Below are 25,695 nucleotides of genomic sequence, written 5' to 3' on the forward strand. Positions count from 1 at the left end.
TAGAATAATGACCGCTAAAATAGCGTTGTTCCGTGAACAATTCAGCCGCCATGAGCAGGAAATTTTTCACAGCGACAACTTTACTGTGACCAGCTTTAAATATGCATCGGGAATTGAAGCCTTAAAGATTAGCAACTCTCGTGGTTATGTGACTATCTTACCTTATTACGGGCAGATGATTTGGGATGCTGAGTTTGATGGCCATAATTTGAAAATGGATAACATGTTCTCTCAACCCAAACGGGGAGAGAGTATTGTCGATACTTACGGTTGTTTTGCTTTCCACTCAGGTTTGCGCCGTAATGGTTGCCCATCACCGCAGGATGACCATGTCCTTCATGGCGAAATGCCTTGCGCCGAAATGGATCACGCCTGGTTAGTTATTGAGGGTGACAAGCTAGCACTAACAGGAAGTGTGGAATATGTGAAAGGGTTTGGTGATCACTATTGCGCGCAACCGCTGGTGAGATTAACCGCAGGGAGTGCGCAGTTTGATATTGAAATGAATGTCACCAACTTGGCCAGTGTCCCAATGCCGCTCCAATATATGTGCCATATGAATTACACCTATATTCCGGGGGCCACTTTCCGCCAAAATTTACCGGGTTCAGCATTAAAACTCCGTGAAACGGTACCGGCACACGTACAGCCAACACCACAGTGGTTGCAATACACTCGGCAATTACAGGATCGACCTGCGGGATTAACTGATTTAAATGAGCCGGAGTTCTACGATCCAGAGATCGTTTTCTTTGCCGATGATTTATCTCAGTACGTTGATGAAGCCGAGTTCTTTATGTTGGCTCCACAAGGGCATCGTTTTGTAACTCGTTTTTCAACAGCACAGTTTAATTATGGTACTCGCTGGATACTGTATAACGGTGATCAGAAAGTGGCTGCTTTTATTCTACCGGCAACCTGCCGTCCAGAAGGATATCTGGCAGCAAAAGAAAAGGGGACTTTACTGCTACTTTCACCGGGAGAAACGCGTCATTTTAGCGTGACAACTGGCGTGGTCTAAATACAGGATATTTCTTTTGGTGGGCAAGGAGGCCCGCTAAATATCGGCAAGCCTATCTCGCATAACTTTGGACACAATATAAACTAAAGGCGGCCATAGAACGTCATTCTGGCGCTTTCTGATAGCGAAATATCAGGTTGAGCATTATAGGCCAGTACCACCAGCATGCGGGTAATGTCACCCTGCGTCGGTGTGACACGGTGAATAGCATTTCGTCCGCGGAATAAGACTAAATCACCGGGTTCAATCTGTAATGTTTTAGGCGTAATTTGTTGATTCAATAGTTTTTCTACCCCGGAATAGTTCATTTCTCCTTGGTCGGCATCTCGCATCTCTTCAATATATTCAAAAACACCCCCGGCCTGAGGTTTTTGCACTAATAAGGTAATAGCAAATGATGAATTATCAAAGTGCCAACCCAGTTCTTGGCCTTGAGCGGCATAGTGTAAATTAATGGAAGAAAGTGAGTCCGCATAGGGATGGAGCTGCTTTTCATTTAATACGGCGCACAGAAAGTTTTGAAAATCTGCTGCGGCATATAAGGTTCTGAGCGCAGAATCTACCGGGATGTCTTCATCAGTAATACAGCCCTTTGATGAGGTCACCAAGCGATTTCTGGGATGTTCAACGGCAAAATCCGTATCAGTTTTAGTTAGATAAACATTGTGTTGATTAGCGGCATAATAAGCCAGGTGCTGATGCTCGATACCTTCTTGTTTGATGCTATCGAGTGCTTGGGGTAATAAGAAGTTTGATAGGACTAATGCCCCATAGCTTTCTAAAGTCTCTTTACACTGGGCGATGAAGGCTAAGTCGTTAACTGGATTCGCCGCCATATTAATGATTTCATCGAGTTTCTGCATATATCCCCGCAGTGATGCTAAATGTTGCTTGGTTTCTATGACTAACTGTATAGGATTAGTTGTAACTGGAATAACAATAAAACGTTAATGATAGGTTAAGTTCAGCTATCGATAGCGACAGTACAGATAATGGGGAAGGGAGCGAATAATGGGGAGTTTAAAAGCAGTTCGCTTGCCAAAATTAACTGCCATTTTAGCATTTGAAACCGCAGCAAAAATGGGGAGTTTAGCTCGTGCAGCTGCATGCCTATCATTAACACCTGCGGCGGTTAGCCAGCAAATTCGTCAATTAGAACAGCATTTGGGCATTCAACTCTTTGCCCGGTCAAAATCAGGGGTTGAACTGACTAAGCAAGGCAGTGCTTATTTGGCTTATGTGCAACAAGCCTTTGAAACATTACGGGTGGCACAACAGAGCCTGGAGCGAGATAAAGGCGATTTATCGCTAAATATCTTTGCATTGCCAGCACTCGCCAGTCGCTGGCTTAATCCGTCGCTCAAACACTGGCTGACACAGCATCCGGATATCGATATCCGTATTCATGCAACGCATTCAGCTGTGGACTTTAATCGTACTGCGGCTGACTTTTATTTAGCTTTTGGTGATGAGTATTATCCTCAGCAAGAAAAAGAGGTTTTATTCCAAGACTGGGTCTTCCCGGTGGCTAGCCCCAATTTATTAACCACTGCTTGGTCAGAAGGGAAACACCACATTAACTACCCCATGATTCATGTTGATTGGGGCAAAGAAGGGCAATTTCTCCCCGACTGGCATGAGTGGTTGTTGTCTGCAAAATGGTCGCAATGCACGCCTAATCGTGGGCCAATCTATAATTTAACCGCCATGGCGATCGATTCAGCGCTGGCGGGTAACGGCATTTTGCTGGGACAGCAGCATTTGATTAAAAAAGAATTAGCGGACGGTCGCTTAATTCAATTATCTGACCACAAACTGCCAGTGACGAAACCTTATTATTTAATTTATCCCAAACGCACGTTGGACAAACCTAAAGCGGCGGAATTTATCCAATGGTTGCATAGTCTTTGCTAGCTGAATGCATAATCAACTGGCATAATTGACTTATTGTATGCTTGGATTCACGACGAAGCCGAGTACATACTATTTAAAATAAAACAGTAACTTATTATTTAACCGATAAATTGCACTTAAGTCTAATTTATCGGTTTCCTCTGTGGTTTTTACCGTGATCTATTTATGTAAAAAGCATGCGTAAAAAGAACTATTTATTAGAAATTGCCATTAAAGGCAGAATAAAAATTACTATTTTAAGATAGGGGCATATAAACCATCGTGGCTAAGAGAAAATCTACTGGTACCGGCTGGGTTATCCTACTGATCGTCGTTTTAGGTTTGATCACTGGTATCCCAAGAGAGGCGTGGATTGCACTGAGTGCAGCTATCTTATGCATGTATTTTGTCTGGCAGAATCTCAAAGGCGCCAGAACCCACGCGCGCCCGGCTATCAATACGGATATGCAAAAAACCGCGGCGATACCCGATCTGGGCGACTACCAGATTGCCCCTGCGCAGTTAGAAGCAGAACAATCTGCGGCAACTGATGAACAGATCCAAAAGCCATTAGGTGATGAAGATAAGAAGCCGAAATCAAAACAGCCAGAAACATCTCGAGGTTCTTTAGCCCGGGCTTCCTGGCTTCGCCCGGGGGAACTGGCGGTGGTGGCGGGAATAACCTTATCTGATGGTATGGTTTACATTGGTAATAAATACAAAAGTAATCGTACCGGAGCAGAGCCGGCATTTATTAATCCATCGATGGAGGTCGCGACAGAAGAAATTGATATTTCATTGCCCCTGATAGACAGTGCGCCCGATTATTCGACTTGTTCACCTGAGGCGAGAAAGGGATATTTACAGTGGTTATCCTCAGGTCGTAAATTACCTACCGCAGATATCGGCTATGTTTTCTTATTTTTCTATGGCTTAGAACATCGCATACTCATTGATGCAGCAATAGATCCAGTGGCGAAAAAAGAACTTCCTATAATTGAATCTGAAATTAATCGCCTGCTAAATATCTATGGTAAAAATAATGCCTTTAATCATTATGCGCAAAATCTATTAGTTTATATTTCGAGGGTGAATATAGATGAGAAGCTTTATCTCTCACCCCCGCCTGTAGTGCGCGAAGCCTCGACTGAATTTCCTTTGGCGCTGTTAGTTGGGTTAGGGCAGCTAGCCATTGACCAAAAGCCCTTACCAGCAGCATGGGCGCTAGCTTGGGGGGAAGCCGACCCGGCTATCAACCAGAATATTTCGATGGCGCATTGTGCTGATGCTTTTGCCACATTATTCCAACAACGTTATCAAGAACAATACGGCGAAGGTTTTCTATTGCCGGTCAATAAAACCAAATTACAAATATTCTACCGCCCAGCCTCTGCGGGCTTAATGGGGCAAGAGTTTTTCCAACAGATTGCCGACTTGCCAAATGTTACTGTATGCAAAGCGTATCGCGATAAGTTGCGAGCAATATTTGCCGCATGTCAGCAGGATCTTGATATCTATAATCGTTTTGCCAGTGTTAATCCTAAGAGGAAGATGTCACTGGAAGGGCAGTTATTGATGCCAATGATATTGTGGTCCAAAGAATTAAAAACTGAGCTAGAGAGTATCAAAGCCAGAGTGGGATACGGTTTACTGATGGTCACGCTAGCTGAGCTGTTTACTCAACTCAGTACTGCCTGTGGCACCAAGCCATTAGAGCGTTTATCTCGCAGCCATGTTATGGCATTGACTTATGCACTAGCCTCTTTGCAAGTGGGTGTCGAGCCTGATGTGAGAGCCGATAACCGCACCCCGGTATTACAAGATACAGTGGCGCTGTTCCCGATTGAATCACTGGCTGCCGAGTCGGCGACGTTTGACACCTACCGCGTGACCATGCTTGCTGTGGAACTGGCTTGTGCCGCAGTGATGATCGATGGGCGTATCGGTGAACCTGAATCCATAATATTGACCCGGCATATTGATGCCTGGGGCTTCTTAAGCCCGGGTCAACGCATGCGTTTAAAAGCTTATCTACAACCGGGCATTCGTAAAAGTAATACTTTGTTAGCGCTAAAGAATAATTTGGAGCCGCTTTCACCGGAGAATCGCCGAGTTATTGCTCGTTTCCTGGCTCATTTAATGCAAGTTGAAGGGACAATCACTCCACAGGAAGTTAAATTCCTTGAGCGGGTCTACCAGCGTTTTGCTCTGGACAGCAAATGGGTCTATGCCGATCTTGATAGCCGTGCAACACCAATGACGTTAAGTCTGCCGTCACCAACAGCCGAAGTTATTACCGATACCGACCGCGTTAATTTGCTGAAAAAAGAGAGTCAGGAGCTGGTCACATTACTTGAGAATCTATTTGTTACTGAAACCGTCGTGGCACAGACAGCGGAAGAAATTAACCCACAATCAATGGCGGCGATCAGTGCTAATTTGCCTGATGGTACAGTGACGTTCTTGAAGTTACTCATTTCCCGTGATACTTGGGAGCGAGAGAAATTGGTCGATATTGCCTGTGATATGGAAATTAAGCTTGAAGATGCTTTGGTGGAAATTAACCGAAAAGTATTAGCTGCGTTTGAGGTGCCATTGATCACTGGTGAAGAGACTATCACCCTTGATCGCGAGATATCAGCAGCACTCCTTGCTTGAGCCGGTCCACAATAATCGCTACCATAACGCGCCTAATAATGCCAAATGTCAGAGAGATAAGCGTAATGAAATACCAATGGATACTGTTCGATGCGGATGAAACTCTATTTCACTTTGATGCCTATGAAGGGTTAAAGCTGATGTTTTCACGTTTTAACGTGGATTTCTCCGTACAGGATTTCGACCATTATCAATTGGTTAACAAGCCACTGTGGGTTGACTATCAAGACGGGAAAATATCAGCAACTGAGTTGCAAAATACGCGTTTTGAGATGTGGGCTGAAAAATTAGGTGTGGCGGCGACGCGCTTGAACAGTGAGTTTTTAACCGCTATGGCAGATATCTGTTCATTGCTACCTGGTGCACGGGAACTGGTTGATGCTCTGAGCGGCAAAGTTAACATGGGTATCATTACCAATGGTTTTACCGAGTTGCAAACCATACGTTTAGAACGCACGGGCTTAAAAAATGTCTTTTCTCCGCTGATTATCTCTGAAGAAGTGGGGGCAGCTAAACCAGATGTTGCCATATTCGAACATGCTTTTAATTTAATGAATCATCCGGCGAAAGAAAATATTCTGATGGTAGGGGATAACCTCCATTCTGATATTCAAGGCGGGATTAACGCCGGGATCGATACCTGCTGGCTTAATATGCATGGCGCAGCAGCCGATAATAATATTGCACCTCGCTATCAAGTCAGCTCATTGGCAGAATTACAAAAATTATTGCTGGCGTAGTTCAGGGATATTTAATTAAACGAAGGCCGTTAACGAGACATTATCGATAACGGCCTTTTTATTTGCCTAATAGCCTATTTATGCCGCTAGGATAATAAGTAAATTATATTATCCCTGATGAGGCATTAATGATGGCGTACCGGCAAAGGCGGGCTTGCTGCTCTGTAGCGCTTGTTCATCTTGGCTGATACTGCCGCTATTGGCTGCCCAAACGCCTTCTGGTGTTTTGGTCACGGCCTGATGGTGTGAATTCAAGTCTTGCCCAACTGCGGCGATATGAGTGCTTTCAGTTCCACCACTGTTATCGGCCCACGGAATTTGTGGGTCCGCAGCGCGGGCGATATTGGCACTGGCTAAAGTAATGATGGCAATGGTCAGAGCATATTTGATTTGAGTGTTCATATTATACCTGCTTATTTCGTAGCAAATACGTCGTCTGCCATGTGGCAGAACCCTCTCACTCAGGCGAATTACTGTCGGGGGAGATACTCATCAAGCTTATGCCGCTGTTGTGTCTTTGATTTAGCAACAAGTGCGATATGTTGCGATATTGTATATTAAAATGTAACTGATTTTGGCGCGGTGTAATGTAGTGCGAATCACTTGATGACCATTCAATCTACAATAGGGTGCATAGCATTATTTTACCCGGGTATTATTGACATTTATATTTACCCGGGTAAAATTAAAAAACTTTAAATTCTGGACAAAATCGCTATGCCAACTGTAACACAACCCTCATTCACCAGCTTTGATGGCTGGCAACGTATTGCCCACGGCAATTTAGAAACCAACGCACTGGCAGTAAAACGGGCGGTGGAATCAGGTTCTACCCACTCTATATTGACCTTTGACGACCATACTGGACATGTCATCGAGTTAGACATCCGTGGCACGGATGCTGAGATGATCGCGCGATTACCTCAAGAGTCTCAGGATGTTGAGATTCAAGAATCTGAAGCTGAGCAATCTCAATCTCGCAGTCGCGGGCGACCAAAGCTTGGCGTGATCGCTCGCGAGGTTACGTTGTTACCTCGTCACTGGGATTGGTTGTCAACACAATCGGGAGGCGCATCAGTTGCTTTACGTAAGCTAGTTGAAGAGGCTAAACGCCGTACCGCGACACAGGAAGATAAGAGAAAGGCTCAGGAGCGAGCTTATCAATTCATGTCAGCAATGGCTGGTGACATGGCTGGTTTTGAAGAGAGTACGCGAGCATTGTTTGCCGGAGACTCAAATAAATTCATTCAGCTCACAGCCAATTGGCCATGCGATGTTCGTGACTATGCATTGAGTTTGGCTGGTTACGATCGCGCTGAATAGGGGCAGGTCAGAAATGATAGACGCCGACACGGCTGCCAATAAACAGCCGTGTCGGTAATAAAGGTGAGATCAGATTTTTTCTACTTTTATTAAAGCGAAAGCATCAACGCTGATTGGCGACCAAATCTTCGACTTGGTCAAAAATCGGCATTTCAGCCCCAAAGCGACGCACCTGAAGGACATCCTCTAACTTTTCTAGCTGACTTATCATTTGCAGCAGGCGCTGATCATCCAAGACCTGCAACCAAATACGGCTTTCTTCGCCACTGGCTAGCGGCATACATAGAATCCCTTCGACGTTAAAGGCACGACGGGCAAATAAACCGCAGATATGGGACATAACTCCGGGATGGTTGCGTACTGTGAGCAATAGCGTTACCCGCGCGGCAGTAGGTAAGTCTGCAGTTGGTTGAGCTGTGCTGTGTTGATTTGTCATATTACTCACCTCCAATCATATCGATATTGGCCGCGCCGGGAGGCACCATCGGATACACTTTTTCATCTACATCAATCAGTGCGTGGATCAATACCGGCCCCGGGCGGTTCAATGCTTCGTGTAATGCAGCATAAGGGTCACTCGCGGTATTAAGGTCGCAGGTTGAGAAACCAAATCCTTCGGCAATATGAATGAAATTAGTCCGATAAGGGTAGTCAGCAGCAAAAATTCGTTTGCCGAAGAACAATTCCTGTTGCTGATGGACTAAACCTAACGATTGGTTGTTCATCAAAATAATTTTGACGTTCAGTTGCTCTTCAGCTGCCGTCGCCATCTCCTGAATATTCATCATCAAGCTGCCATCACCGGAAAAACACACCACTTTTGCTTGGGGTTTAGCCAGTGCGGCACCAATAGCGGCGGGCAAACCAAATCCCATAGTGCCCAACCCGCCGGAGGTTAACCACTGGCGCGGGCGGTGCAAAGGATAAGCTTGAGCCACCCACATCTGATGCTGTCCAACATCAGTGGTGATGATAGTTTCGTCATCCAGCGCTTCAGCGGCGGCACGAATCAAACCATAGTGGCACAGTGGGTTTCCGCTATTGGGTTGATTGAACGGGAACTCGCGCTGCATATCACTGACGGTTGCGCGCCACTCACTGCGAGTGTTGCTCTCAACCAAGGGCAATAAATGAGTCAATACCTGTTGAATATCTGCATTCATCGCCAGATGTGGACGGCGAATTTTACCCAGTTCAGCTGGATCGATATCAACGTGAATAATGCTGGCATCAGGGCAGAATTGCTCGGCTTTTCCGATGGCTCGGTCATCAAATCTGGCTCCCAGCACAATTAATAAGTCAGCTTGCTGCATGATTAAATTGGTGGAGCGCGCGGCATGCATCCCCAGCATTCCTAAGGATAATGGGTGGTCAACAGGCATCGTGCCTAACGCCATTAATGTCATTGTGGTTGGCAAACCCGCTTTTTCTGCCAGCTGTATGGCTTGCTGATGAGCGTCAGAACTGACGATCCCGCCCCCCAGATACAGCACTGGCCGAGCCGCTCGGTTAATCATTTGCGCGGCTTGCGCAATAGCGATTGGCTCAATCGGGCAGGGAGCATCAGCTACCCCGGGCGCAGGCAGGTTATCAATCTCAATGGTGGCCGTTTGCACATCTTTAGGGATATCAATCCATACCGGGCCGGGACGACCAGACTGCGCAATGCGGAATGCGGCAGGGATCACCCGGGTGAGTTCGTTGATATCACGAACCAGATAGTTATGTTTGGTAATAGGAATCGATATGCCGTAGGTATCAACTTCTTGAAAAGCATCAGTGCCAATCATAGAAGAGGAAACTTGGCCGGTAATACAAACCAGTGGAATTGAGTCAAGTTTGGCATCGGCAATCGCCGTCACCAGATTTGTCGCACCGGGGCCACTGGAGGCCAAACAAACGGCGGTTTGTCCAGTGGCTCTGGCCATGCCTTGCGCCATAAAACCGGCACCTTGCTCATGTCGCGCCAATACATGGCGAATAATGCGGCTCTGCCCCAGCGCATCATACAGCGGTAGCGCGGCACCGCCGGGGATCCCGGCAACGGTGGTAATACCTTGCTGCTCCAGCAAGCGAACTATTAATTGGGCGCCTGTATAACGCATGGTTATATCCTTTATCAGGGCCGGCGGCTAACAGAGTGGGGCTAAAAAGAAACCCCGCTCGGCTGGCGCCGGCGGGGTTTGGGAATCTTTCTGGATTCGGTACCCGTTACGGCGCGCTGCCGACCACCACCACCACGCGCACGACGACTACCGCGTCAACATGCGCGGTGTTTAGTAGGGCGAAATTGGCAGTGGAATAGTTCACGGGATATCTCATCAATAAGTGTAATAAGCCTTAAAAGATAAACACGATTAGCAAAAAGGCACAAGAGTGCAGAACAACAAGAATGCAAAAACCCAAGATTGATCACAGAGTTGTTGAGAACAATGTTGTCCTCATCAGCTGGCGCTAATTTCACTCAATGTCGTTTTGTTGATGCCTTGTTTAAATTTTAAACATTAAAGTAACATTTCTTGGCTTGAATGGAATAACGCAGAAGGGACTTATGCATAAATCATTGTCGTTGGTTTTAATTGCAGTTTTAGCCGGCTGTGGTGCGAAATATAGCCCACATGAAACAGTTGATATTGATAATTATACGACAACACGCATTGCGCAAATTATAGCAACTCAAGTAGACACCGCTCAGGGTCAATCTGCGGGTGAAGTTATCAATAAAGTCTCCGCCGAATTTCTAGGGACACCTTATAAAGCCAATATGCTGATGGGATCTGCAACAGAAGCTGAAAAATTGGTGATAGATTTCAGAGGGCTAGATTGTTTTACTTATCTTGATTATGTTAATTCGTTACGTAAATCTACAGATAGCAATATATTTGTTCAGCGGCTTATTGAAACGCGCTATATCAATGGTGATGTTAGCTATAAAAATCGCAAGCATTTCTTCACCGATTGGTCACAGCGACAACCCTTAAATGCCCAGGATGTGACCGCAACAATAAGTTCGCACGCGGTTACTGTCACTAAGTATCTGAATAAGAAAGAGGATGGCGGTGAGTTTATCCCAACGTTGGGGGTGACAAAACGCGATGTGGTTTATATTCCAGCCGAGTTCGTTGATGATACGGTTGTGCATAATTTAGAAACCGGTGATTACATTGGTATTTACACCAAAATTAAAGGGTTAGATGTCACTCATACCGGTATTTATATTATGACGCCCAATGGGCCAATGTTGCGTAACGCCTCGTCAATGAAAAAGAATATGAAAGTTGTTGATTCACCATTTATTGAGTATGTAAAAAACACGCCTGGAATTATTGTGCTTAGAGCATTGTAAATATCTATTACCCAAATGTTCTCGTTAAATGTGGGCTAAGTGAAAAATAGGGATGTATTGATTAACACATATTAAATGATGTTGATACCACAAGGAGTTCACTATGTATCAGATTGATTATAATAGTTATCGCTCTGTTAAGGGGTTTAATTTTCGCGTCAGATTTTTAGTGCTTCATTATACTTCGGAGAACTTTTCAGATTCGATGGCTTCTCTAACAGGAGATAAGGTCAGTGTCCAATATCTGGTGCCAGATATTACTGATGAGAGCTATATTCAGGCTGGATTTAAAGATATGCGCATCTTTAATCTCGTGGATGAGAGTGCGCGCGCCTGGCATGCTGGCGAGAGTGGCTGGGCAGGGCGTACTCAAATTAATGATAGCTCGATTGGCATTGAAATTGTTAATTTGGCAACTGAAAGTAAAGGCGTTTTTAATTTTCCACCTTATCCAGCTGAACAAATTGCCGCCGTCAAACAGCTGGCCGCCAATATTTTACAACGTTACCCCGATATTACCCCGGTCAATGTGGTGGCTCACTCTGACATTGCACCCACCCGAAAAAGTGACCCAGGCCCAGCTTTCCCTTGGCAGGAGTTATATGAAGCGGGAATAGGGGCTTGGTATGATGATGATACCAAGCAAAAATACTCTCAAGACTTTGTTTCCCATGGCTTGCCGACCAGAGCGGAACTGCTCAGTCACTTTAGTACTTATGGTTATGATATTACTTACGCTAACAGTGAAGATGGCTATAAATATCTGGTGCGCGCATTCCAGCTACACTTTCGCCCCGAGAATTACAGTGGAATAATTGATATTGAAACTGCTGCAATTTTATATGCGTTAGTAGAGAAGTATTTTCAGGCAGTTTAGTGAGTTATCGGGTTGTACGTGGCAAGAATGCCGGTAGCAAGAAAATGTTCACTTAATAACAGTCACTCACTCTCGGCTTATTGCTAAAAGTGAGTGACTCTCTTTACGCTTTAATCAGTTTTAATAAGGCTGCCAACTGTTCGCGATGGAGCCCACTAATTTCATTACTGGCTGAGTAACCTTCGTTGTGAATAATCATTTCACCTAAACCAACCAGCCAATCATAAATATAAAATGCGGTGTTATTGGTTGGGGTGAGCGCCAGTTTTGTTAATCGATGTGATGCCCCCAGAGGAGAGGCTGACTTAGGCGGCTGAACAAAAATCTTATAGCCACGATTAATTCGGCTGTTAGGGCGCTGATCTTCACTGATTTGTAAGAAGCCGAGCCAGGCAACAAAATCCCCTAATACGCTGAGGGCGCGGGATACCTGACGATCGGCTTTGGTTTCACGCTGTAAACCCACAGGTTCGCTGTCTGCCAGTGTCTTGATCAACTGCCCGACGATATTTAAGCGGATACTGGCGGTAATTAGTTCCGCAACCAGCAATTCAACCGTGGGCTTATTAATGCCCAGTAATTCGATCAGCGGCCCATTTTCCGGCAATTGCCGTAAGTGATTGACCCAGTAACGGTGCACTTTGGCAGCATATTCCGCGTCATAGTCACTCCCGAGCGGTGTCGCAGTCGCGGTGGGTATTTCAAAGGCAACAGGTTGGTCGCTGAATAAATCGATATCAATACCAATGCTAAAAGGTTCTGTGTTAGCCGTCGGGGCTTTCAATTCAACCGCGTGACTTTGCTGCTGCAAATACAAGCCACGTAACTCATCACGAGAGGGTAATAAACGGTCTAATAACTCGCCATGTAGGCCCGTGCGGGTTTGCAGTGCTTTAAGCAATGTCTCGGCAATAAGCTGTTTTTGTTGTGATTCATTCGCTTCAGGTTGATACCAACCCGCTAGCACATTCTCTGTCAGTTCCCGTTGCAGTTCATGGAGTTGCTCGGTAAGACGCTCAGTTTTAATATCTCGGCGAACTTCCTGAGCCAGATAAGTCACCATCCGTTCAATACCACGAGTATCCAGTGCCAGCATCGTGCCCCAGCTATCCCCGGGGTTACCCACGTAACGTTGAACCGCTTCGTCATGGTTTTTTGCACCATCCGTCGCCATGCGCTGATCAAAAGGTGTTAATACCCAAATAAGCCCTGGGTTTCGCCGTGAACGGACTTGGCTATTTTCACCTTGAGACTGCTTAACCCAATAATCCAACCTCTTACCAACCGTTTTCACTGCGTCGCGTTGAGCCGCCGCATTGCAGACCAATAACAGATTGATTTGCTGTTTGTCAGTGTAACGCTCCAGCAAGTAGGCATTTTTAGCTTGCGACAACCCAGCAGCTAGCGGGTAAGTGGGGTGCTCAGGGACAGCATTGTCAAGCGCAGCACTAAAATCAGGAAAATCTAATAAGTCGATTGATTCAAATACATTTTCTGCTGCTGACATCGGCAGCGGAATCTGTAGCTCGACCGACAATAAGGTTAATTCGGCAAGTGACAACGTCACTGAATCATTAACGGTATCGTCTGCGACAGGCAGCACTTGGATATGGCTATCAGCAGGGGTGTTAAGGTCGCCAAGTGTGGCGATATTCATGATGCCGTTGGCCGGCAACAGCATATCATCGACTAATACACTCAGTGGTGCCAGTAATTGCGGCGCGCCGCCCAAATGCTGCAATGTATAGGCGAAATGGCGATAAGCCTCGGTTAGTGGCTGAGATTCGGCCCACAGCAGTGAGAATAGGCGGGCACGGTCATCAATACTCAAATAAGGGGCCAGTTCAGTCGCCATGGGCCAAAAATGTGCCGCCAATATTTTCTGCCGTGATGTGTCATGGCGAACCAAATAGTCCCAGAGGCTAATAACATCATCACTGGTTATGCCAGCAACAACAGCAGGTTGTTTGCGCATCACCAACTGTTGTAGATGGTCGTTAATATGCTGCTCATCCAGAGTATTTTCGTGAGTCTCTTGCCGTTGGCTTTTCGTCTGATTTTCCAGCAAAAAAACATTGGTGACTATCTTAAGAAGATCCACTTCACTCAGCAGCGAAAGCTGCACCGGATGGCTCTGGTGATGAGCTATTGTTGGGCTCATTCCGGTCTGATAGCTAAAGCGAGTGACCAGACCGCTGGCTTGATACCCCGGTTTGATTTGCTGCCAAAAGTCGAGAGTTTTCCCCGCCAACGTCGTTTCCAGTCGGCCATGTTCATTCGGCATCAGCGCTGAAATGAGATGCTGTTTCCCGGCGGATGACTGGCCAAAAAAGCCAATACTCATGGCTGTTAATGACGTCGCTGCTAAATGGCGCGCTTTATTACGATGGCGGCGTAATTTGATGGTCAGTTGGTCAGCTTCGATATCCAGACGAATAGCATGTTGGCGCGTATTGTTAATCCAATCAATAGTCTGATCAATGCCTTGAGTCACCTGCTGAAGCTGGCTATTGAGCTGAAGGTTGGTTAATGATTTCATTTTCTAAATACGCTCCCACTATCAATCCAATAATGGGTTGATGCTGAACCATTGCTGGCTAAGGTGTTTAGCTTAAGACGTAGATGATGCGATGGAACGCGGCTACCATCTTGCAATACCGCATCAGCTATCTCAAAACGCTCGGGGCCACTGTTTTTATCAATCCTGCTTTTATCAACCCAGCTTTTATCAACCAATAAATTATCGCCTGTTGCCAGTTTCAATCTGACATGCAACACACTATCCCCAGCGACTTTGCGCGCCAATTCTTGATCAACAATCGACAAGCTATAAAGGGGAGAAGCCGGCCAGCGGTCGTTATCGAGTTGACGGAATCCAAGGCACAATGTGCCTCTTACTTGAAAGCGGACCTCAGATGGCAAGGTGTAATCTGCGCTATCAAGATCAATATCGCGATAGTAGACATTTTCATCAGTCAGGGCGTCGCTATTGTCCAGCATACCAAGATAGCGAATAGTCGAATAAGGCTGGAAATCGCCCGCTTTAAAGTAAAAACCGGCCAGTCGCAAATCCAGTGCCAACAAACACAGCATGGCTCCCACTGCTGCCGTAGATTTCGGGTTCTCAATACGGCCTTGTTTACTAAACGGGTACCAATCACTGGTATGGTATCCATCCAGTGAAAGAATACGGTTGTTAGGCAGCGGTTGTAGATGGCGGAACAGGGCTTGAATACCGGGGAAGCGCGAAGGGCGGCCGGTCAATAACAGCACATCACAGCTATAGAGCGACACCACTTCCGACAGCGAACGCAGATTTTGCGTAATGCTCATCCGGTTAGATAAAAACTCGCCGTGCAATTTACTTAATTTCAATACTAATGGCACCTGCAAGATATCAAACTCAGCCGCATCGGCAGGCAGCTCGCGCTGAACCTCACTGTTGATATACTCCAGCACTTTCGCAGTCGGTTGTTGGGATAATAACTCACCGAAATTGGCCTCAATTTCTGCATTGGTATCCAATGGGTCAAAGCTTTCATAAGCTTCCAGAATTGCCCGACCAACTGGCATAAATATCTGTAATGTAGCTTGCTGCCGCAGTGCTGATTGCCCGTCCATGCGACCATCATTACCGAACAACTTATCCATCAACACATCAGTATTGGCGACGGCGGCTTTCTTAAGATGCGCCTGAAGGGCGGGCAAAATATAGAGCTGAATAACATCCAGCAAAATATCGTCGCCAGCCACTTTAAATCCTTCACGGAACAATAAACGTGGGCTGATTTTGACATTATTCCCCATGCCGCCATCCAACCAATATTGGGTGATAGCCAAGTCGGTGGTGCCGCCGCCAATATCAATTGAGGCAATGCGTAAGGTTTTCCCTGCGCTTTCTCCGGCTTCAAGTTGCTTATCAGGCCGGGCCATGCTGGCAAAGAAAGCGGCGGTGCGCCCACCGAAGTTAACCTGAGTTTCGTTATACAGATAAACCATTTGGCCACAGGTGGCTTCATCCCATTCCATCTGGACACTGGGTACCGGGACTGAGCTTTTGGCGCGGTCTGCTTCGGAGACAAAGTTATCATCAGCCGGATGCCAGCCCATAGACTTCCATACCAATGCAATGGCTTCCTTCATCCGACGACGGAAAATCTCGCGTTCTGGTTTTGGCATCGCCGAAGGCAGCGTCAGAATAATGGCGCGTAATTGACGCGGAGCATTGGCATGAGTCATTTTCAGCCGCTGCGCTGCACTGTTTATTTGCATCAGTGCCTGCGCTAATAACTCCGATAACATGAAGGTCATCAATGAGCTGCGGCTATAGTGCGGCGAAAATACCGGCAGTCGATCATCCAGCGGCAAGCTATATAAAGGCTGGCCGTCATCATTAACCAAATTAGTCAACGGCGGTGCGGTAGCCAGCGGTTCATCGGTCTGTGTGGATTGCGTTTCATTAAATCGCCAGCCAGGAGTATAGGTTTCTTCATCCCATAAATAGCGGCGCGGACTAGAAATCCCAGTAGAACCTTCGGTTCCTAAGCGATGCAGCGCCATTCGACTCGCTTCACTACCCACCCGGGTTATTGCAGGCCAAATAAAGGCATCGTCGCGACCACTCTCCACCGAGAAATTCTGCTTGCCGAATTTGGCTTGCGCGAATTCAACCCGGCTTTCAAACAGTTCGTTATACAGATGATGAGGTTCGCTTAAGTCGCGTATTTGCAATTCGTAAGTCTGTTTTAGACCATTACTTTCATCGGTATGGTCTTCAACTAAAATACCGCAAGTATGTGAGTTACCGACATCAAGAATAAGGTCAACATTCACCGCCGGTTCTTGCAGGGTGCTGGTATTGATTTTAATTTCCGGCACATCAACTTGGCTGCCCAGTAATTCAAGCAAGTTAAGGTAGTGGGCCTGATATTCAAATTCACGCAGTGAAGCACTGATATGCCGCGCAGTACGTTCTTCCTGCTCAGAAGCTTGCTGGATAAACACTTCGCGTAGCCAGCCATCTACCCAGGTTAAATCCAGAAACTCAGCTAACTCTTCATTATGGTAGGCTAGGGCAAAACTCAGTCCGGTCTTAATATCGTTCTCATTCGGTGCCAGATATTCGTTAGCATGACCTTCAGGATAAACTTTGGTATCAAAGGCCAGTGTCACCCGCAAAGTATTGCCATCTTGATCTGGGCTATCCAAGACTAAAATTTGCATTCTGGCCCAGTTATCTGGCCCATTAATGAAAGTGCGTGGCGGATTAAAACGCAAGAAAGGCAAGGGGAGCCAAATCTTATTCAGCAACTTCAGCGATTGTTCTAGCGGGAAGCTAAATTCAGGTTTAACAATCTCAGGCGCGGCACCTGGCACCATAAGAGAATATTTACCATTATGTTCATTATAATTCAGTCGCAGCAGTGGGCCGTTTGCACTTTTACGGACGAATTTATTGGGCAGTTCAGTCTCTAATTCAGGTTTTAAAGCGAAGTCCAAAAACTGGATGCCACTATTCTGAATCAGCGTAATTTTCTGTTTATAGTCAGTGATCGTTGCCAGCATAATATTATTTAGTCTCACGCTTCATCGTCATTGGAAGGGTCGTATTGGCATCATAACGGCCTTTACAATCGGCAATACCGCTGGCACCTTGCTTACAGACCAGCTCAGGCATTTGATATTTTGACCCATCACTACACTGTGCTCGGTAACGGCTATTGATCACCAAGTTGCCCGACTTCATCAGCCCGGCAGTAATATTGGCGCGACAAGTGACATTATCGCCGTGGGTTATTTTGGCAGTACCTTTCCCACTCTTAATCTGATATTTCAAGCTTGGCGCTTTACCCGTATGGGCGGTTTTAATATCCGGGCTAACACGCCAGTTGCCATTCAGGAAAGTGGTAGAGCCAACCTTGACGGCATCGGAGGGTAATATCAGCGCACTTTTACTCTGTGCCTCAGTTAATACCGGCACGACGACAGACTCGGTAATAACCGGGGCCGGAGTGACGATGGTGGCATTTTCCAACGGCAGTTGTGGCTCAATGGCGGGTTGCACAATCTTGGTAATTGGCGCGGTAACTGGCGGAGTAACCTCCTGAATTTTAGGCGTTTTATCTTCAGCAGTCACGGCTTTAACTTCGGGTGCCGCAGAGGCTCTCTCTGGCATGCTGCCGCTAAATTGCACGATTAAAGCGATCATTAACGCCAGTGCCGGTAACATCCAACTTAATCGTAACCAGCGAGATGATTTTTTTACCTCGGTAACTGGCGGTGCGAGTTCACTCACCGGCGCGGGCGGTATCTCTGGCGCAATGTCGGCTTGAGGGGGTAGCTCAATAGCGGCAACAGTGGCAGGGGCCACCGAGGTAATGGGCGCAGGCGGAGTGGCGCTCAGTGTCGAGAAAGTCGGTTCACTGTTTTCTGCCGTCTCGCGCAAACAATCCAGTGGGTCAGTGCGTGTTTTCTTATCCTGACTGACAAATCCCCAGAACGTCAGCACTGGCTTGCCAGCAACTAAATACACGTGGTTTTGATCAGGAAACTGCATGGCTTTAGCGAGCAACACGCCAAATAGTCGTTGCGCCGCTTTATCTGATTGCTGTGCGCGTTGGCAGAGGTCATTGACACTCGCCAGACACGCCGACAATTGCTTAATGGCGGCTTTGCGTTCAGTGGTGCTGGCGGCTATCCATGAGGTGACTTTACCGTCAATCGGGGAATACCAGTCAATACGATCGCCTTGTTCATTGAGCTGAGGAATTGCCAGACAATCAGCAATATGCTGCTGTTTTTTAAGGCGTAATGCTTCTCTTATCTGAAGTGCAGCCGCATAAACCGGCTGCCCGTTTTCGCCCAATGCCAGAATATCGGCCAAACTACCACTGCGTAAAAATAATTTTGCCACGCAAAAGAGACCTTTGTAATGAAACCCAAGGCAGAAAATAATGTGTTATCTGCGACAGCCTATACTTTAGTGCGCAACAGTAGGAATCAAACGGCGGAATAAGTGGCAAAATGCCCCGTTGTTTGCTGGAAACGTGTTCGGCAATTAACCCGGTAGCCTTCGTTACAGGGTATCGCTTCTTACTCGCAGTACTTGGATTACTGAGAAAGTATTTTGCCAATTCCCGCATAGAGAGAGCTACCTCTGTCTGGATTTATTGCGTAAGCTCTAGTAAAGCCATGGGAACGCGTATTGCAAGCAAGGAGATACTTTGAATCAGTCATCCACTACAACTCATCTCTCGGCTATTGAGGCCATAGAGCGATTGGAGACGTTATACGAGTCGGCACTGGCGGCATTGCGTGATGCCATCAGCGACTATATTCGTGATGGTTCTTTGCCGGATGCAGGTGATAGGGCCAGAGGTTTATTCTCATATCCGCAGATCAGTGTCAGTTGGGACGGGCGGTTGCGTGACCTCCAGCGCACTCGTGCTTATGGGCGCTTCTCGCGCACCGGCCAATACAGCACCACTATCACGCGGCCTGCCTTGTTCAAACCCTATTTAACGGAGCAACTGACTTTACTCGAAAACGAATATGGTGCAGTGTTTGAAGTGACACCGTCACAACAACAGATGCCATATCCGTTCGTGATTGATGGCTCCGACCTTGTTCTTGACCGTTCAATGACCGCGGGGCTGGCTCAACACTTCCCAACCACAGATTTGGCGATGATTGGCGATGGTATCACTGATGGTATTGATACTCTCACCGCCGACTTCCCACTGTCGCATTTTGATGCGCTGCGTACCGACTTTTCACTGGCGCGCTTGAAACACTATACCGGCACCCCGGCAGAACATATTCAGCCCTATATTCTGTTTACCAATTACAGCCGCTATGTTGATGAGTTTGTCAGCTGGGCCTGCGAGCAAATTCTAGACCCGACCAGCCCTTACAAAGCGCTATCCTGCGCCGGTGGGAGCTATATAACGGCAGAAAATGCGGATCCTGACAAAACCACTTCCGATCTGGCGTGGAAAAAGTACCAGATGCCGGCTTATCATTTAATGGCTGAAAGTGGGCATGGTATTACGCTGGTGAATATTGGGGTCGGCCCATCCAACGCCAAAACTATTTGTGACCATCTGGCCGTCATGCGGCCCCATGCCTGGTTGATGATTGGGCACTGTGGCGGTTTACGTGAGAGCCAGGCGATTGGCGATTATGTACTGGCTCATGCTTATTTGCGTGATGACCATGTTCTGGACGCAGTATTACCCCCAGATATCCCCATCCCCAGTATTGCGGAAGTGCAGCGAGCACTCTATGACGCCACTAAAGCGGTGAGTGGCATGCCGGGAGTAGAAGTCAAACAGCGGTTACGTACCGGAACCGTGGTGACCTCGGATGATCGTAACTGGGAGCTGCGTTTTTCTGCTTCTGCATTGCGCTTCAGCTTAAGTCGTGCGGTGGCCGTGGATATGGAAAGTGCCACTATTGCTGCGCAAGGTTATCGCTTCCGCGTGCCTTATGGCACCTTACTGTGTGTCTCTGATAAACCGCTGCATGGCGAAATCAAGCTACCGGGTCAGGCTAATCACTTCTATGAAGGGGCGATTTCTGAGCACCTGCAAATTGGTATCCGGGCGATAGATTTGCTGCGCGCCGAAGGGGATCAACTGCATTCCCGCAAGCTGCGCACCTTTAACGAGCCGCCATTCCGTTAATCTCGGCACCTAATCGCTGACAAAGCATCGGAGCCATTGATGCTTTGTCAGTTACTCATTAGTAATCATCTTAATAAAGTTATCCCGCACCACGTCCGTAATGGCGTCATTCCAGGCGATCCCAACAGGCCAACTAAGGTTATTGCCACTGGGTGGCATAATATTGAGGGTAGCAGGGGCGATATGCACCACACTGTGTGGCAATAGTGCTACTCCGATACCGGCAACCACCAGTGCGAGTATGGTCTGAATATCTTCCACTTCTTGCACCTGAGGGGCATAAAGTTGGTTTGACTGCAAAAACAGGTCAATTTGCGCATTTAATCCACGCCCGCGCGCACTATATAACCGCAGCAACGGCAGCTGTTTTAGCCACGCATCGAGTGTTAGTGCGGTATTTTGGGGCGTAACCAGCACCAGTTGGTCTTCAAATAAGGGATGAAAATGTAGCGATGCTGTAGGCGGCATTCGCACAAAGCCAACTTGCAGTTCACCACTGGTCAATAATGCATACTGTTGGGCCGAGGGAATGTCCTCCAACGTCATGGTGATAGCCGGGTATTGTTGTCTGAATTTTGCGATACAGTTCGGCGCAGTATAAAAAGTCGATAATCCAAAACCTACAGCTATGAATCCGTCCATTCCCTGCGCCACTCGCGCCGCATGCTGTACAAAAAAGTCGGACTGATTGACCACTTTTTCCGCCTCGGAAAGCAGTTGCTGCCCACTTCGCGTCAGTTCCGCACCATGACGCCCGCGAGAAAATAACTGCAGATTAAGCATTGATTCCAATAAGTTAATCTGCTTACTCAACGCCGGTTGTGTGACGCAAAGTGCTTGCGCCGCCTCACTGTAGTTGCCTTTCTCGGCGAGCATAACAAAAGCTTTTAGCAATTTGAGATTCACAGTCCATTCCTATTGGTAATCAATAAAGGAAAATCATTCATTATAAAGTTATCAATACGGCTGCTGTAATAGCAATGATAAACATCAACAGCGGCTAACCTTGGAGGTTAATGTGACTGAATCACAATTGATAACCGCAGCAACAGTGCAGTTCCAGCATCAGGCCAACAACAAGCAATATAATCTATTGGTTATTGAGAAGTTTATTGAACAGGCAGCAGTGCAAAATATCCAAATATTGGCCTTTCCAGAGATGTGCATTACCGGCTATTGGCATGTGCCGAAATTGACGGCAGCACAGGTCAGTGCTCTGGCCGAGACCATTGACAGCAGCCCATCGATTGCCTTAGTGCGCGCTTTAGCGGTGAAACACCAAATGCTCATTGGTGTCGGTCTGATTGAATTGGCTGATGATGGGCGGCTCTACAATGCTTATGTGGCCTGCATGCCGGATGGATCTCTGCACACTCACCGCAAGCTGCATGCCTTTGAGCATCCGGCGATCAGTAGCGGCGATTCTTATACTGTGTTTGACACGCCATGGGGAGTCAAAGTCGGGATTCTCATCTGTTGGGATAACAATTTGGTGGAAAATGTCCGCGCCACCACCTTATTAGGGGCCGACATATTATTAGCGCCACATCAGACTGGGGGCACACATTCACGTAGCCCATATGGTATGAAGCCCATTCCACTGGCGTTATGGGAGCAACGGATTGAAAGAAAACAGGAAATGACTGCGGCTATTCGTGGAATCAATGGCCGCGAATGGTTAATGCGCTGGCTACCGGCGCGAGCCCATGACAATGGCCTTTTTATTCTGTTTAGTAATGGTATTGGCGCGGATGATGATGAGGTCCGTACTGGCAATGCCATGATATTGGACCCTTACGGCCGTATCATCAATGAGACCTGGGAAGCGGCGGATATGATGGTCAGTGCCGAACTGGATCTCTCATTGATCCCACTGAGCACCGGTCGTCGTTGGATTTATGGTCGCCGCCCAGAGCTATATACTCTTTTGACTGAGCGGCAAGGTTATGAGCGGGATGCCATTAGCGCGCGTTTTTCCACTGAAGTTACCGACCTGAAGCACCCCTAACTGAGCCGTAACTAGCCGCAAGGCAGGGGGCTTAAAATACCTACCTAGCGGCGAACCCCGGTGCCAATGCTGATGCTGGAGATGCCACTCGAACCTCCGCTCACCCCAACATGGCCGGTATTCGCGCAGGCAATCAGTAACAATGTAATCATCACAATGGTTAACTTTTTCATTCGGTTTCCTGGGTTCACGAGCAAGCTATGGGTGCAGCGACGGCAACCAAAGCTGGCATATCCATAATGATATTTATCTTAATTATATCAAACTATGATTAATGCTGATCGGGTACCAAAAAAGCTTTGAATTGTGGCGTCATTACCGCCGTGAATCCTTGGTCAGTTTTAGTAATCAAATACACCGCTAGCCCTTTGCTTTCTGCCAATCTCAGGGCTTTTTCGGTTCCCAGCACCATCAGCCCGGTATCCCAGCCATCGGCTTCTAACGCGGTGGTCGCAATCACTGTGGCGGACACCAATCTATGGTTAATAGGGCGGCCATTGGCCGGGTCCAACACATGAGAATAACGTTGGCCTCCTTGCTCAAAATAGTTGCGATAACTGCCTGAAGTGCTGATGCTGTAGCCTTGCAGGTCAACCAGCGCCTGCACGGCATTTTCCTGATCTGTCGGTTTCTGAATGGCGACACGCCATGGCTGCCCCTGACCATTAACGCCACGGGAAGAGACCGCGCCCCCCACCGAGACTAAATAGTTGGTAATTCCTTTTCGCATCATCAGGTTAACTAATAGATCAACACCATAGCCTTCTCCCATGGTCGAGAGATCAACATATAAATCAGGTAAGTCTTTCTGCAACCATTCACCACGGTTATCACTGATAAGCGTCAAATGCTGTAAGCCAACCTGTTGGCGTGCGCTATCTATCTGATCTTGAGTGGGTATCTGCGTTGGTTGCTTCTCTGGGCCAAATCCCCATAAGTTCACCAGCGGGCCAACAGTGATATTCATCGCGCCGTCGGTATCACGACCAATACGCTGAGCCAGCAAAATAATATCCGCCATACCACGGGGAATCGGCTGGGGTTCAGACCCACGATACTGATTAAAGCGGGAAAGCACCGACGTTTGGCGATAGGTCGAAATATCATTATTGGCTTGCTCCAACAGCGCATCTATCTCTTGTTGTAGCTTATGTGGGTTGGGGGTGGTTGCCCCACTGATTTTGACACTGTAGAAGGTCCCCATCGTTTTACCTTCAATATCAATTTGTTGCCGGGTTTCAGTATCATTACAGGCGGTCAGCAGGCCCAGTACCGCGCTCAGTAATAATCCGTTGGCAAAAAGGTGTGCCATGGGAACGTCCTTACAAGAAAAATAGTTAGAGCGGGATTATATGCTTTTCATCTAACAGCTGAATAGGTCGTAGTGATTGCCAGATACAGCGCAAATGTATAGTCGCCATGGGCGGATTCAACCAGATTAGTGACAGTATCTGTTTAATAATCAGATTAATCCTTTCGCCATCAATCAAGAGAATCCCTATGCACTTTACTCAAGCCATTGCCAGACTCCCTGCTGACACTTGCGGCAGCGGCCAGACGACCTCAAAATTGGGTGCGCCAGATATTGCTGCAACCGGCCGCCAGTTCTTGGCCTATGTGGATACTTTGCTGCGTCTTGGCCTGAAAGTGACTATTTTACCGGCAGCGCCAGCATTTCCAGATGCGCACTTTGTGGAAGATACCGCGGTTGTGATGCCGGAGCTGGCGGTGATAACCCATCCCGGCGCGCCGAGTCGTCAGGGAGAAGTTGACACCATTGAGCCACTATTTACGGATCGCCCCGTTTTTCGTATGAGTCAGCACGGTCATCTTGATGGCGGTGATGTTCTGTTAGTGGATAAACAGTTTTTTATCGGGTTAACTTCTCGGACCGATGAGGTGGGAATCAGTGAATTTTCTTCCGCGGTCGGGCGCTATGGCTATCGAGTGACCACCATCGAAGTGAGTGCTGGTCTGCACCTGAAATCTATTGTGAACTACGTGGGGCGCAACACATTATTGCTGACTGAGGATTATCAACAGCATCCCGCATTTGCCCATTTTAATACCATTGTTATTCCCGAGGCCGAATCTTACGCGGGTAATACCTTATGGATCAATGATACGCTGATTACACCTCAAGGTTATCCTTATACTTTGGCCCAAATTGAAAAGCTGGGAATGCCCATTGTGCAACTTGATACCAGTGAATTTAAGAAGATGGATGGCGGCTTAACTTGCCTCTCACTGCGTTTCTAACCCTTTTTATCTCTGACTATTCACCATCTCTATTATTTGCCACCAGTGGGATCCTAACGATGAAAAAGACATTAGCTGCATTATTGACTGGCCTGATACTTTCCGCTCCCGTGGCGGCTCAGACGATTGACACTATCAGTTTTGGGGTTGATGGGGGATATCCACCTTTTGACGTGCTGGCGCCTAGCGGCGAGATCACCGGTTTTGATATCGATATTGCCAATGCACTGTGTGACAATTTGCATGCCAAATGTGTCTTCGTCAAACAGCCGTTTGAGAGCATGATTGCGGCCCTCAATGCCCGTAAGTTTGATGCCATTATTGCGTCACTCAGTATTACTGAAGAGCGTAAAAAAGAAGTCGATTTTACTGACCGCTATTACCGCAGCGCCGCCCAGTTAGTCGCGCGCAAGGGCAGCCCATTGACACCTGATGTGGCCACACTGAAAGGTAAAACGGTTGGCGTGCAAACCGGTTCTATCCATGAAACCTATGCGAAAAAACATTGGGCTGGGCAGGGCATAAAAATCGTTTCTTATGCTAATCAAGATAATGTGTATCTGGATCTGATGTCCGGGCGAATTAATGCTTCGCTACAAGATAATATTCAGGCTGCCAGTAGCTTTATTGATACGCCACGCGGGCAGAAATTTGCCTTTGCCGGTCCGGTGATTCAAGACGAAACCATCTCTACGGATGTCGGCATTGCGGTGGGTAAAGATAACCCGGCATTACGCGATGCCCTTAATGGTGCGATTAAGGCTATTCGCGCGGATGGTACCTATGATGCCATTGTGAAAAAGTATTTTAGTTTCGATATTTACGGTAACTAATTTTTTGCTCCAACCGGGCGGCGTGCTGAAACGCCCGGTTGCAGTTTCTCAGC

22 protein-coding genes are annotated in these 25,695 nt (G+C 47.3%); 11 read left to right on the forward strand and 11 right to left on the reverse strand.

Translation table 11 applies throughout. From position 1 onward, the window contains the following. The first annotated feature begins 7 nt into the window (after nt 1–7). Nucleotides 8–1,021: an aldose 1-epimerase family protein gene (locus N0H69_RS13965; protein ID WP_050134481.1), complete on the forward strand. Its 1,014-nt coding sequence runs from the start codon at nt 8–10 to the stop codon at nt 1,019–1,021. An 83-nt stretch (nt 1,022–1,104) separates the two neighbouring features. Here N0H69_RS13965 and N0H69_RS13970 read toward each other — a convergent pair whose 3' ends face one another. Then, nucleotides 1,105–1,884 (reverse strand): HalD/BesD family halogenase, encoded by a 780-nt coding sequence (locus N0H69_RS13970; protein WP_050151191.1) that lies wholly within the window; start codon nt 1,882–1,884, stop codon nt 1,105–1,107. A 148-nt stretch (nt 1,885–2,032) separates the two neighbouring features. On the opposite strand from N0H69_RS13970, the gene N0H69_RS13975 reads away from it, so the two are divergent. From N0H69_RS13975 to yjjG, 3 genes are all read left to right on the forward strand, one after another. Then, on the forward strand, nt 2,033–2,935 hold the full coding sequence (locus N0H69_RS13975; protein WP_050121319.1) for a LysR substrate-binding domain-containing protein: 903 nt from the start codon (nt 2,033–2,035) through the stop codon (nt 2,933–2,935). A gap of 261 nt (nt 2,936–3,196) precedes the next feature. Next, nucleotides 3,197–5,572 carry a tellurite resistance TerB family protein gene (locus N0H69_RS13980; RefSeq protein ID WP_050151192.1) on the forward strand — a complete coding sequence of 792 codons (2,376 nt, stop codon included), beginning with the start codon at nt 3,197–3,199 and terminating at the stop codon, nt 5,570–5,572. Nucleotides 5,573–5,637: 65 nt separating this feature from the next. Next, entirely contained in the window at nt 5,638–6,312 is a 675-nt protein-coding gene (gene yjjG / locus N0H69_RS13985) for a pyrimidine 5'-nucleotidase (protein WP_050107050.1), read from the forward strand. A 108-nt stretch (nt 6,313–6,420) separates the two neighbouring features. Here yjjG and N0H69_RS13990 read toward each other — a convergent pair whose 3' ends face one another. Then, nucleotides 6,421–6,702, reverse strand: a complete 282-nt coding sequence (locus N0H69_RS13990; RefSeq protein ID WP_050107193.1) for a hypothetical protein — start codon at nt 6,700–6,702, stop codon at nt 6,421–6,423. 327 nt (nt 6,703–7,029) lie between these two features. On the opposite strand from N0H69_RS13990, the gene N0H69_RS13995 reads away from it, so the two are divergent. Then, on the forward strand, nt 7,030–7,635 hold the full coding sequence (locus N0H69_RS13995; RefSeq protein WP_050121321.1) for a DUF2239 family protein: 606 nt from the start codon (nt 7,030–7,032) through the stop codon (nt 7,633–7,635). A gap of 103 nt (nt 7,636–7,738) precedes the next feature. On the opposite strand, the gene ilvN is transcribed toward N0H69_RS13995, so the two are convergent. The 3 genes from ilvN to ivbL all read right to left on the reverse strand — a co-directional run bounded on the left by ilvN (nt 7,739) and on the right by ivbL (nt 9,945). Beyond that, complete coding sequence (gene ilvN, locus N0H69_RS14000) at nt 7,739–8,071, reverse strand: acetolactate synthase small subunit (RefSeq protein ID WP_050121322.1); 333 nt, start codon at nt 8,069–8,071, stop codon at nt 7,739–7,741. 1 nt (nt 8,072) lies between these two features. Next, nucleotides 8,073–9,740 carry an acetolactate synthase large subunit gene (gene ilvB, locus N0H69_RS14005; protein ID WP_050151193.1) on the reverse strand — a complete coding sequence of 556 codons (1,668 nt, stop codon included), beginning with the start codon at nt 9,738–9,740 and terminating at the stop codon, nt 8,073–8,075. Between the two features lie 106 nt (nt 9,741–9,846). Beyond that, complete coding sequence (gene ivbL / locus N0H69_RS14010) at nt 9,847–9,945, reverse strand: ilvB operon leader peptide IvbL (protein ID WP_375541944.1); 99 nt, start codon at nt 9,943–9,945, stop codon at nt 9,847–9,849. 241 nt (nt 9,946–10,186) lie between these two features. On the opposite strand from ivbL, the gene N0H69_RS14015 reads away from it, so the two are divergent. Both N0H69_RS14015 and N0H69_RS14020 read left to right on the forward strand, forming a co-directional pair. Next, nucleotides 10,187–10,981: a DUF1460 domain-containing protein gene (locus tag N0H69_RS14015; protein WP_050151194.1), complete on the forward strand. Its 795-nt coding sequence runs from the start codon at nt 10,187–10,189 to the stop codon at nt 10,979–10,981. A 103-nt stretch (nt 10,982–11,084) separates the two neighbouring features. Then, nucleotides 11,085–11,858 carry an N-acetylmuramoyl-L-alanine amidase gene (locus tag N0H69_RS14020; RefSeq protein ID WP_050151195.1) on the forward strand — a complete coding sequence of 258 codons (774 nt, stop codon included), beginning with the start codon at nt 11,085–11,087 and terminating at the stop codon, nt 11,856–11,858. A gap of 103 nt (nt 11,859–11,961) precedes the next feature. Here N0H69_RS14020 and N0H69_RS14025 read toward each other — a convergent pair whose 3' ends face one another. Genes N0H69_RS14025 through N0H69_RS14035 form a run of 3 tightly spaced genes read right to left on the reverse strand, consistent with a single transcriptional unit; the run spans nt 11,962 to nt 18,771 of the window. Then, nucleotides 11,962–14,397 (reverse strand): putative virulence factor, encoded by a 2,436-nt coding sequence (locus N0H69_RS14025; protein ID WP_050151196.1) that lies wholly within the window; start codon nt 14,395–14,397, stop codon nt 11,962–11,964. Further along, complete coding sequence (locus N0H69_RS14030; RefSeq protein WP_050151197.1) at nt 14,394–17,423, reverse strand: virulence factor SrfB; 3,030 nt, start codon at nt 17,421–17,423, stop codon at nt 14,394–14,396. The genes N0H69_RS14025 and N0H69_RS14030 overlap by 4 nt, the downstream gene beginning before the upstream one ends. 4 nt (nt 17,424–17,427) lie before the next feature. Continuing rightward, on the reverse strand, nt 17,428–18,771 hold the full coding sequence (locus tag N0H69_RS14035) for an SrfA family protein (protein WP_050151198.1): 1,344 nt from the start codon (nt 18,769–18,771) through the stop codon (nt 17,428–17,430). Between the two features lie 310 nt (nt 18,772–19,081). Between N0H69_RS14035 and N0H69_RS14040 the strand changes: the two genes are divergently transcribed. Next, nucleotides 19,082–20,542: an AMP nucleosidase gene (locus tag N0H69_RS14040; RefSeq protein ID WP_050107033.1), complete on the forward strand. Its 1,461-nt coding sequence runs from the start codon at nt 19,082–19,084 to the stop codon at nt 20,540–20,542. A 51-nt stretch (nt 20,543–20,593) separates the two neighbouring features. Here N0H69_RS14040 and N0H69_RS14045 read toward each other — a convergent pair whose 3' ends face one another. After that, nucleotides 20,594–21,448 (reverse strand): LysR family transcriptional regulator, encoded by an 855-nt coding sequence (locus tag N0H69_RS14045; protein WP_050151199.1) that lies wholly within the window; start codon nt 21,446–21,448, stop codon nt 20,594–20,596. 112 nt (nt 21,449–21,560) lie between these two features. Here N0H69_RS14045 and N0H69_RS14050 point away from each other — a divergent pair, with 112 nt between their 5' ends. Next, the gene (locus tag N0H69_RS14050) at nt 21,561–22,550 is read left to right on the forward strand and encodes a nitrilase family protein (protein WP_050107030.1); all 990 of its coding nucleotides are present in this window, start codon (nt 21,561–21,563) and stop codon (nt 22,548–22,550) included. Between the two features lie 44 nt (nt 22,551–22,594). On the opposite strand, the gene N0H69_RS14055 is transcribed toward N0H69_RS14050, so the two are convergent. After that, nucleotides 22,595–22,723, reverse strand: coding sequence for a hypothetical protein (locus N0H69_RS14055; RefSeq protein ID WP_256967494.1), 129 nt, complete (start codon nt 22,721–22,723; stop codon nt 22,595–22,597). A gap of 98 nt (nt 22,724–22,821) precedes the next feature. Beyond that, a complete protein-coding gene (apbE, locus tag N0H69_RS14060) occupies nt 22,822–23,862 on the reverse strand; it encodes an FAD:protein FMN transferase ApbE (protein WP_050151200.1) in 1,041 nt (346 codons plus the stop codon). Between the two features lie 188 nt (nt 23,863–24,050). Here apbE and N0H69_RS14065 point away from each other — a divergent pair, with 188 nt between their 5' ends. Together N0H69_RS14065 and N0H69_RS14070 are read left to right on the forward strand one after the other, a co-directional pair. Continuing rightward, nucleotides 24,051–24,809 carry a dimethylarginine dimethylaminohydrolase family protein gene (locus N0H69_RS14065; RefSeq protein ID WP_050151201.1) on the forward strand — a complete coding sequence of 253 codons (759 nt, stop codon included), beginning with the start codon at nt 24,051–24,053 and terminating at the stop codon, nt 24,807–24,809. A gap of 59 nt (nt 24,810–24,868) precedes the next feature. Continuing rightward, entirely contained in the window at nt 24,869–25,642 is a 774-nt protein-coding gene (locus tag N0H69_RS14070) for an ABC transporter substrate-binding protein (RefSeq protein WP_050107025.1), read from the forward strand. The last annotated feature ends 53 nt before the right edge of the window (nt 25,643–25,695 follow it).

The organism is Yersinia alsatica (assembly GCF_025133195.1).
Lineage (GTDB): Bacteria > Pseudomonadota > Gammaproteobacteria > Enterobacterales > Enterobacteriaceae > Yersinia > Yersinia alsatica.

Excerpts from the sequence above, each read along its gene's own strand:
- N0H69_RS13965 (WP_050134481.1), top strand. The coding sequence starts at position 8 with ATGACCGCTAAAATAGCGTTGTTCCGTGAACAATTCAGCCGCCATGAG.
- N0H69_RS13970 (WP_050151191.1), bottom strand. The coding sequence starts at position 1,884 with ATGCAGAAACTCGATGAAATCATTAATATGGCGGCGAATCCAGTTAAC.
- N0H69_RS13975 (WP_050121319.1), top strand. The coding sequence starts at position 2,033 with ATGGGGAGTTTAAAAGCAGTTCGCTTGCCAAAATTAACTGCCATTTTA.
- yjjG (WP_050107050.1), top strand. The coding sequence starts at position 5,638 with ATGAAATACCAATGGATACTGTTCGATGCGGATGAAACTCTATTTCAC.
- N0H69_RS13995 (WP_050121321.1), top strand. The coding sequence starts at position 7,030 with ATGCCAACTGTAACACAACCCTCATTCACCAGCTTTGATGGCTGGCAA.
- ilvN (WP_050121322.1), bottom strand. The coding sequence starts at position 8,071 with ATGACAAATCAACACAGCACAGCTCAACCAACTGCAGACTTACCTACT.
- ilvB (WP_050151193.1), bottom strand. The coding sequence starts at position 9,740 with ATGCGTTATACAGGCGCCCAATTAATAGTTCGCTTGCTGGAGCAGCAA.
- N0H69_RS14015 (WP_050151194.1), top strand. The coding sequence starts at position 10,187 with ATGCATAAATCATTGTCGTTGGTTTTAATTGCAGTTTTAGCCGGCTGT.
- N0H69_RS14020 (WP_050151195.1), top strand. The coding sequence starts at position 11,085 with ATGTATCAGATTGATTATAATAGTTATCGCTCTGTTAAGGGGTTTAAT.
- N0H69_RS14025 (WP_050151196.1), bottom strand. The coding sequence starts at position 14,397 with ATGAAATCATTAACCAACCTTCAGCTCAATAGCCAGCTTCAGCAGGTG.
- N0H69_RS14030 (WP_050151197.1), bottom strand. The coding sequence starts at position 17,423 with ATGCTGGCAACGATCACTGACTATAAACAGAAAATTACGCTGATTCAG.
- N0H69_RS14055 (WP_256967494.1), bottom strand. The coding sequence starts at position 22,723 with ATGAAAAAGTTAACCATTGTGATGATTACATTGTTACTGATTGCCTGC.
- apbE (WP_050151200.1), bottom strand. The coding sequence starts at position 23,862 with ATGGCACACCTTTTTGCCAACGGATTATTACTGAGCGCGGTACTGGGC.
- N0H69_RS14065 (WP_050151201.1), top strand. The coding sequence starts at position 24,051 with ATGCACTTTACTCAAGCCATTGCCAGACTCCCTGCTGACACTTGCGGC.
- N0H69_RS14070 (WP_050107025.1), top strand. The coding sequence starts at position 24,869 with ATGAAAAAGACATTAGCTGCATTATTGACTGGCCTGATACTTTCCGCT.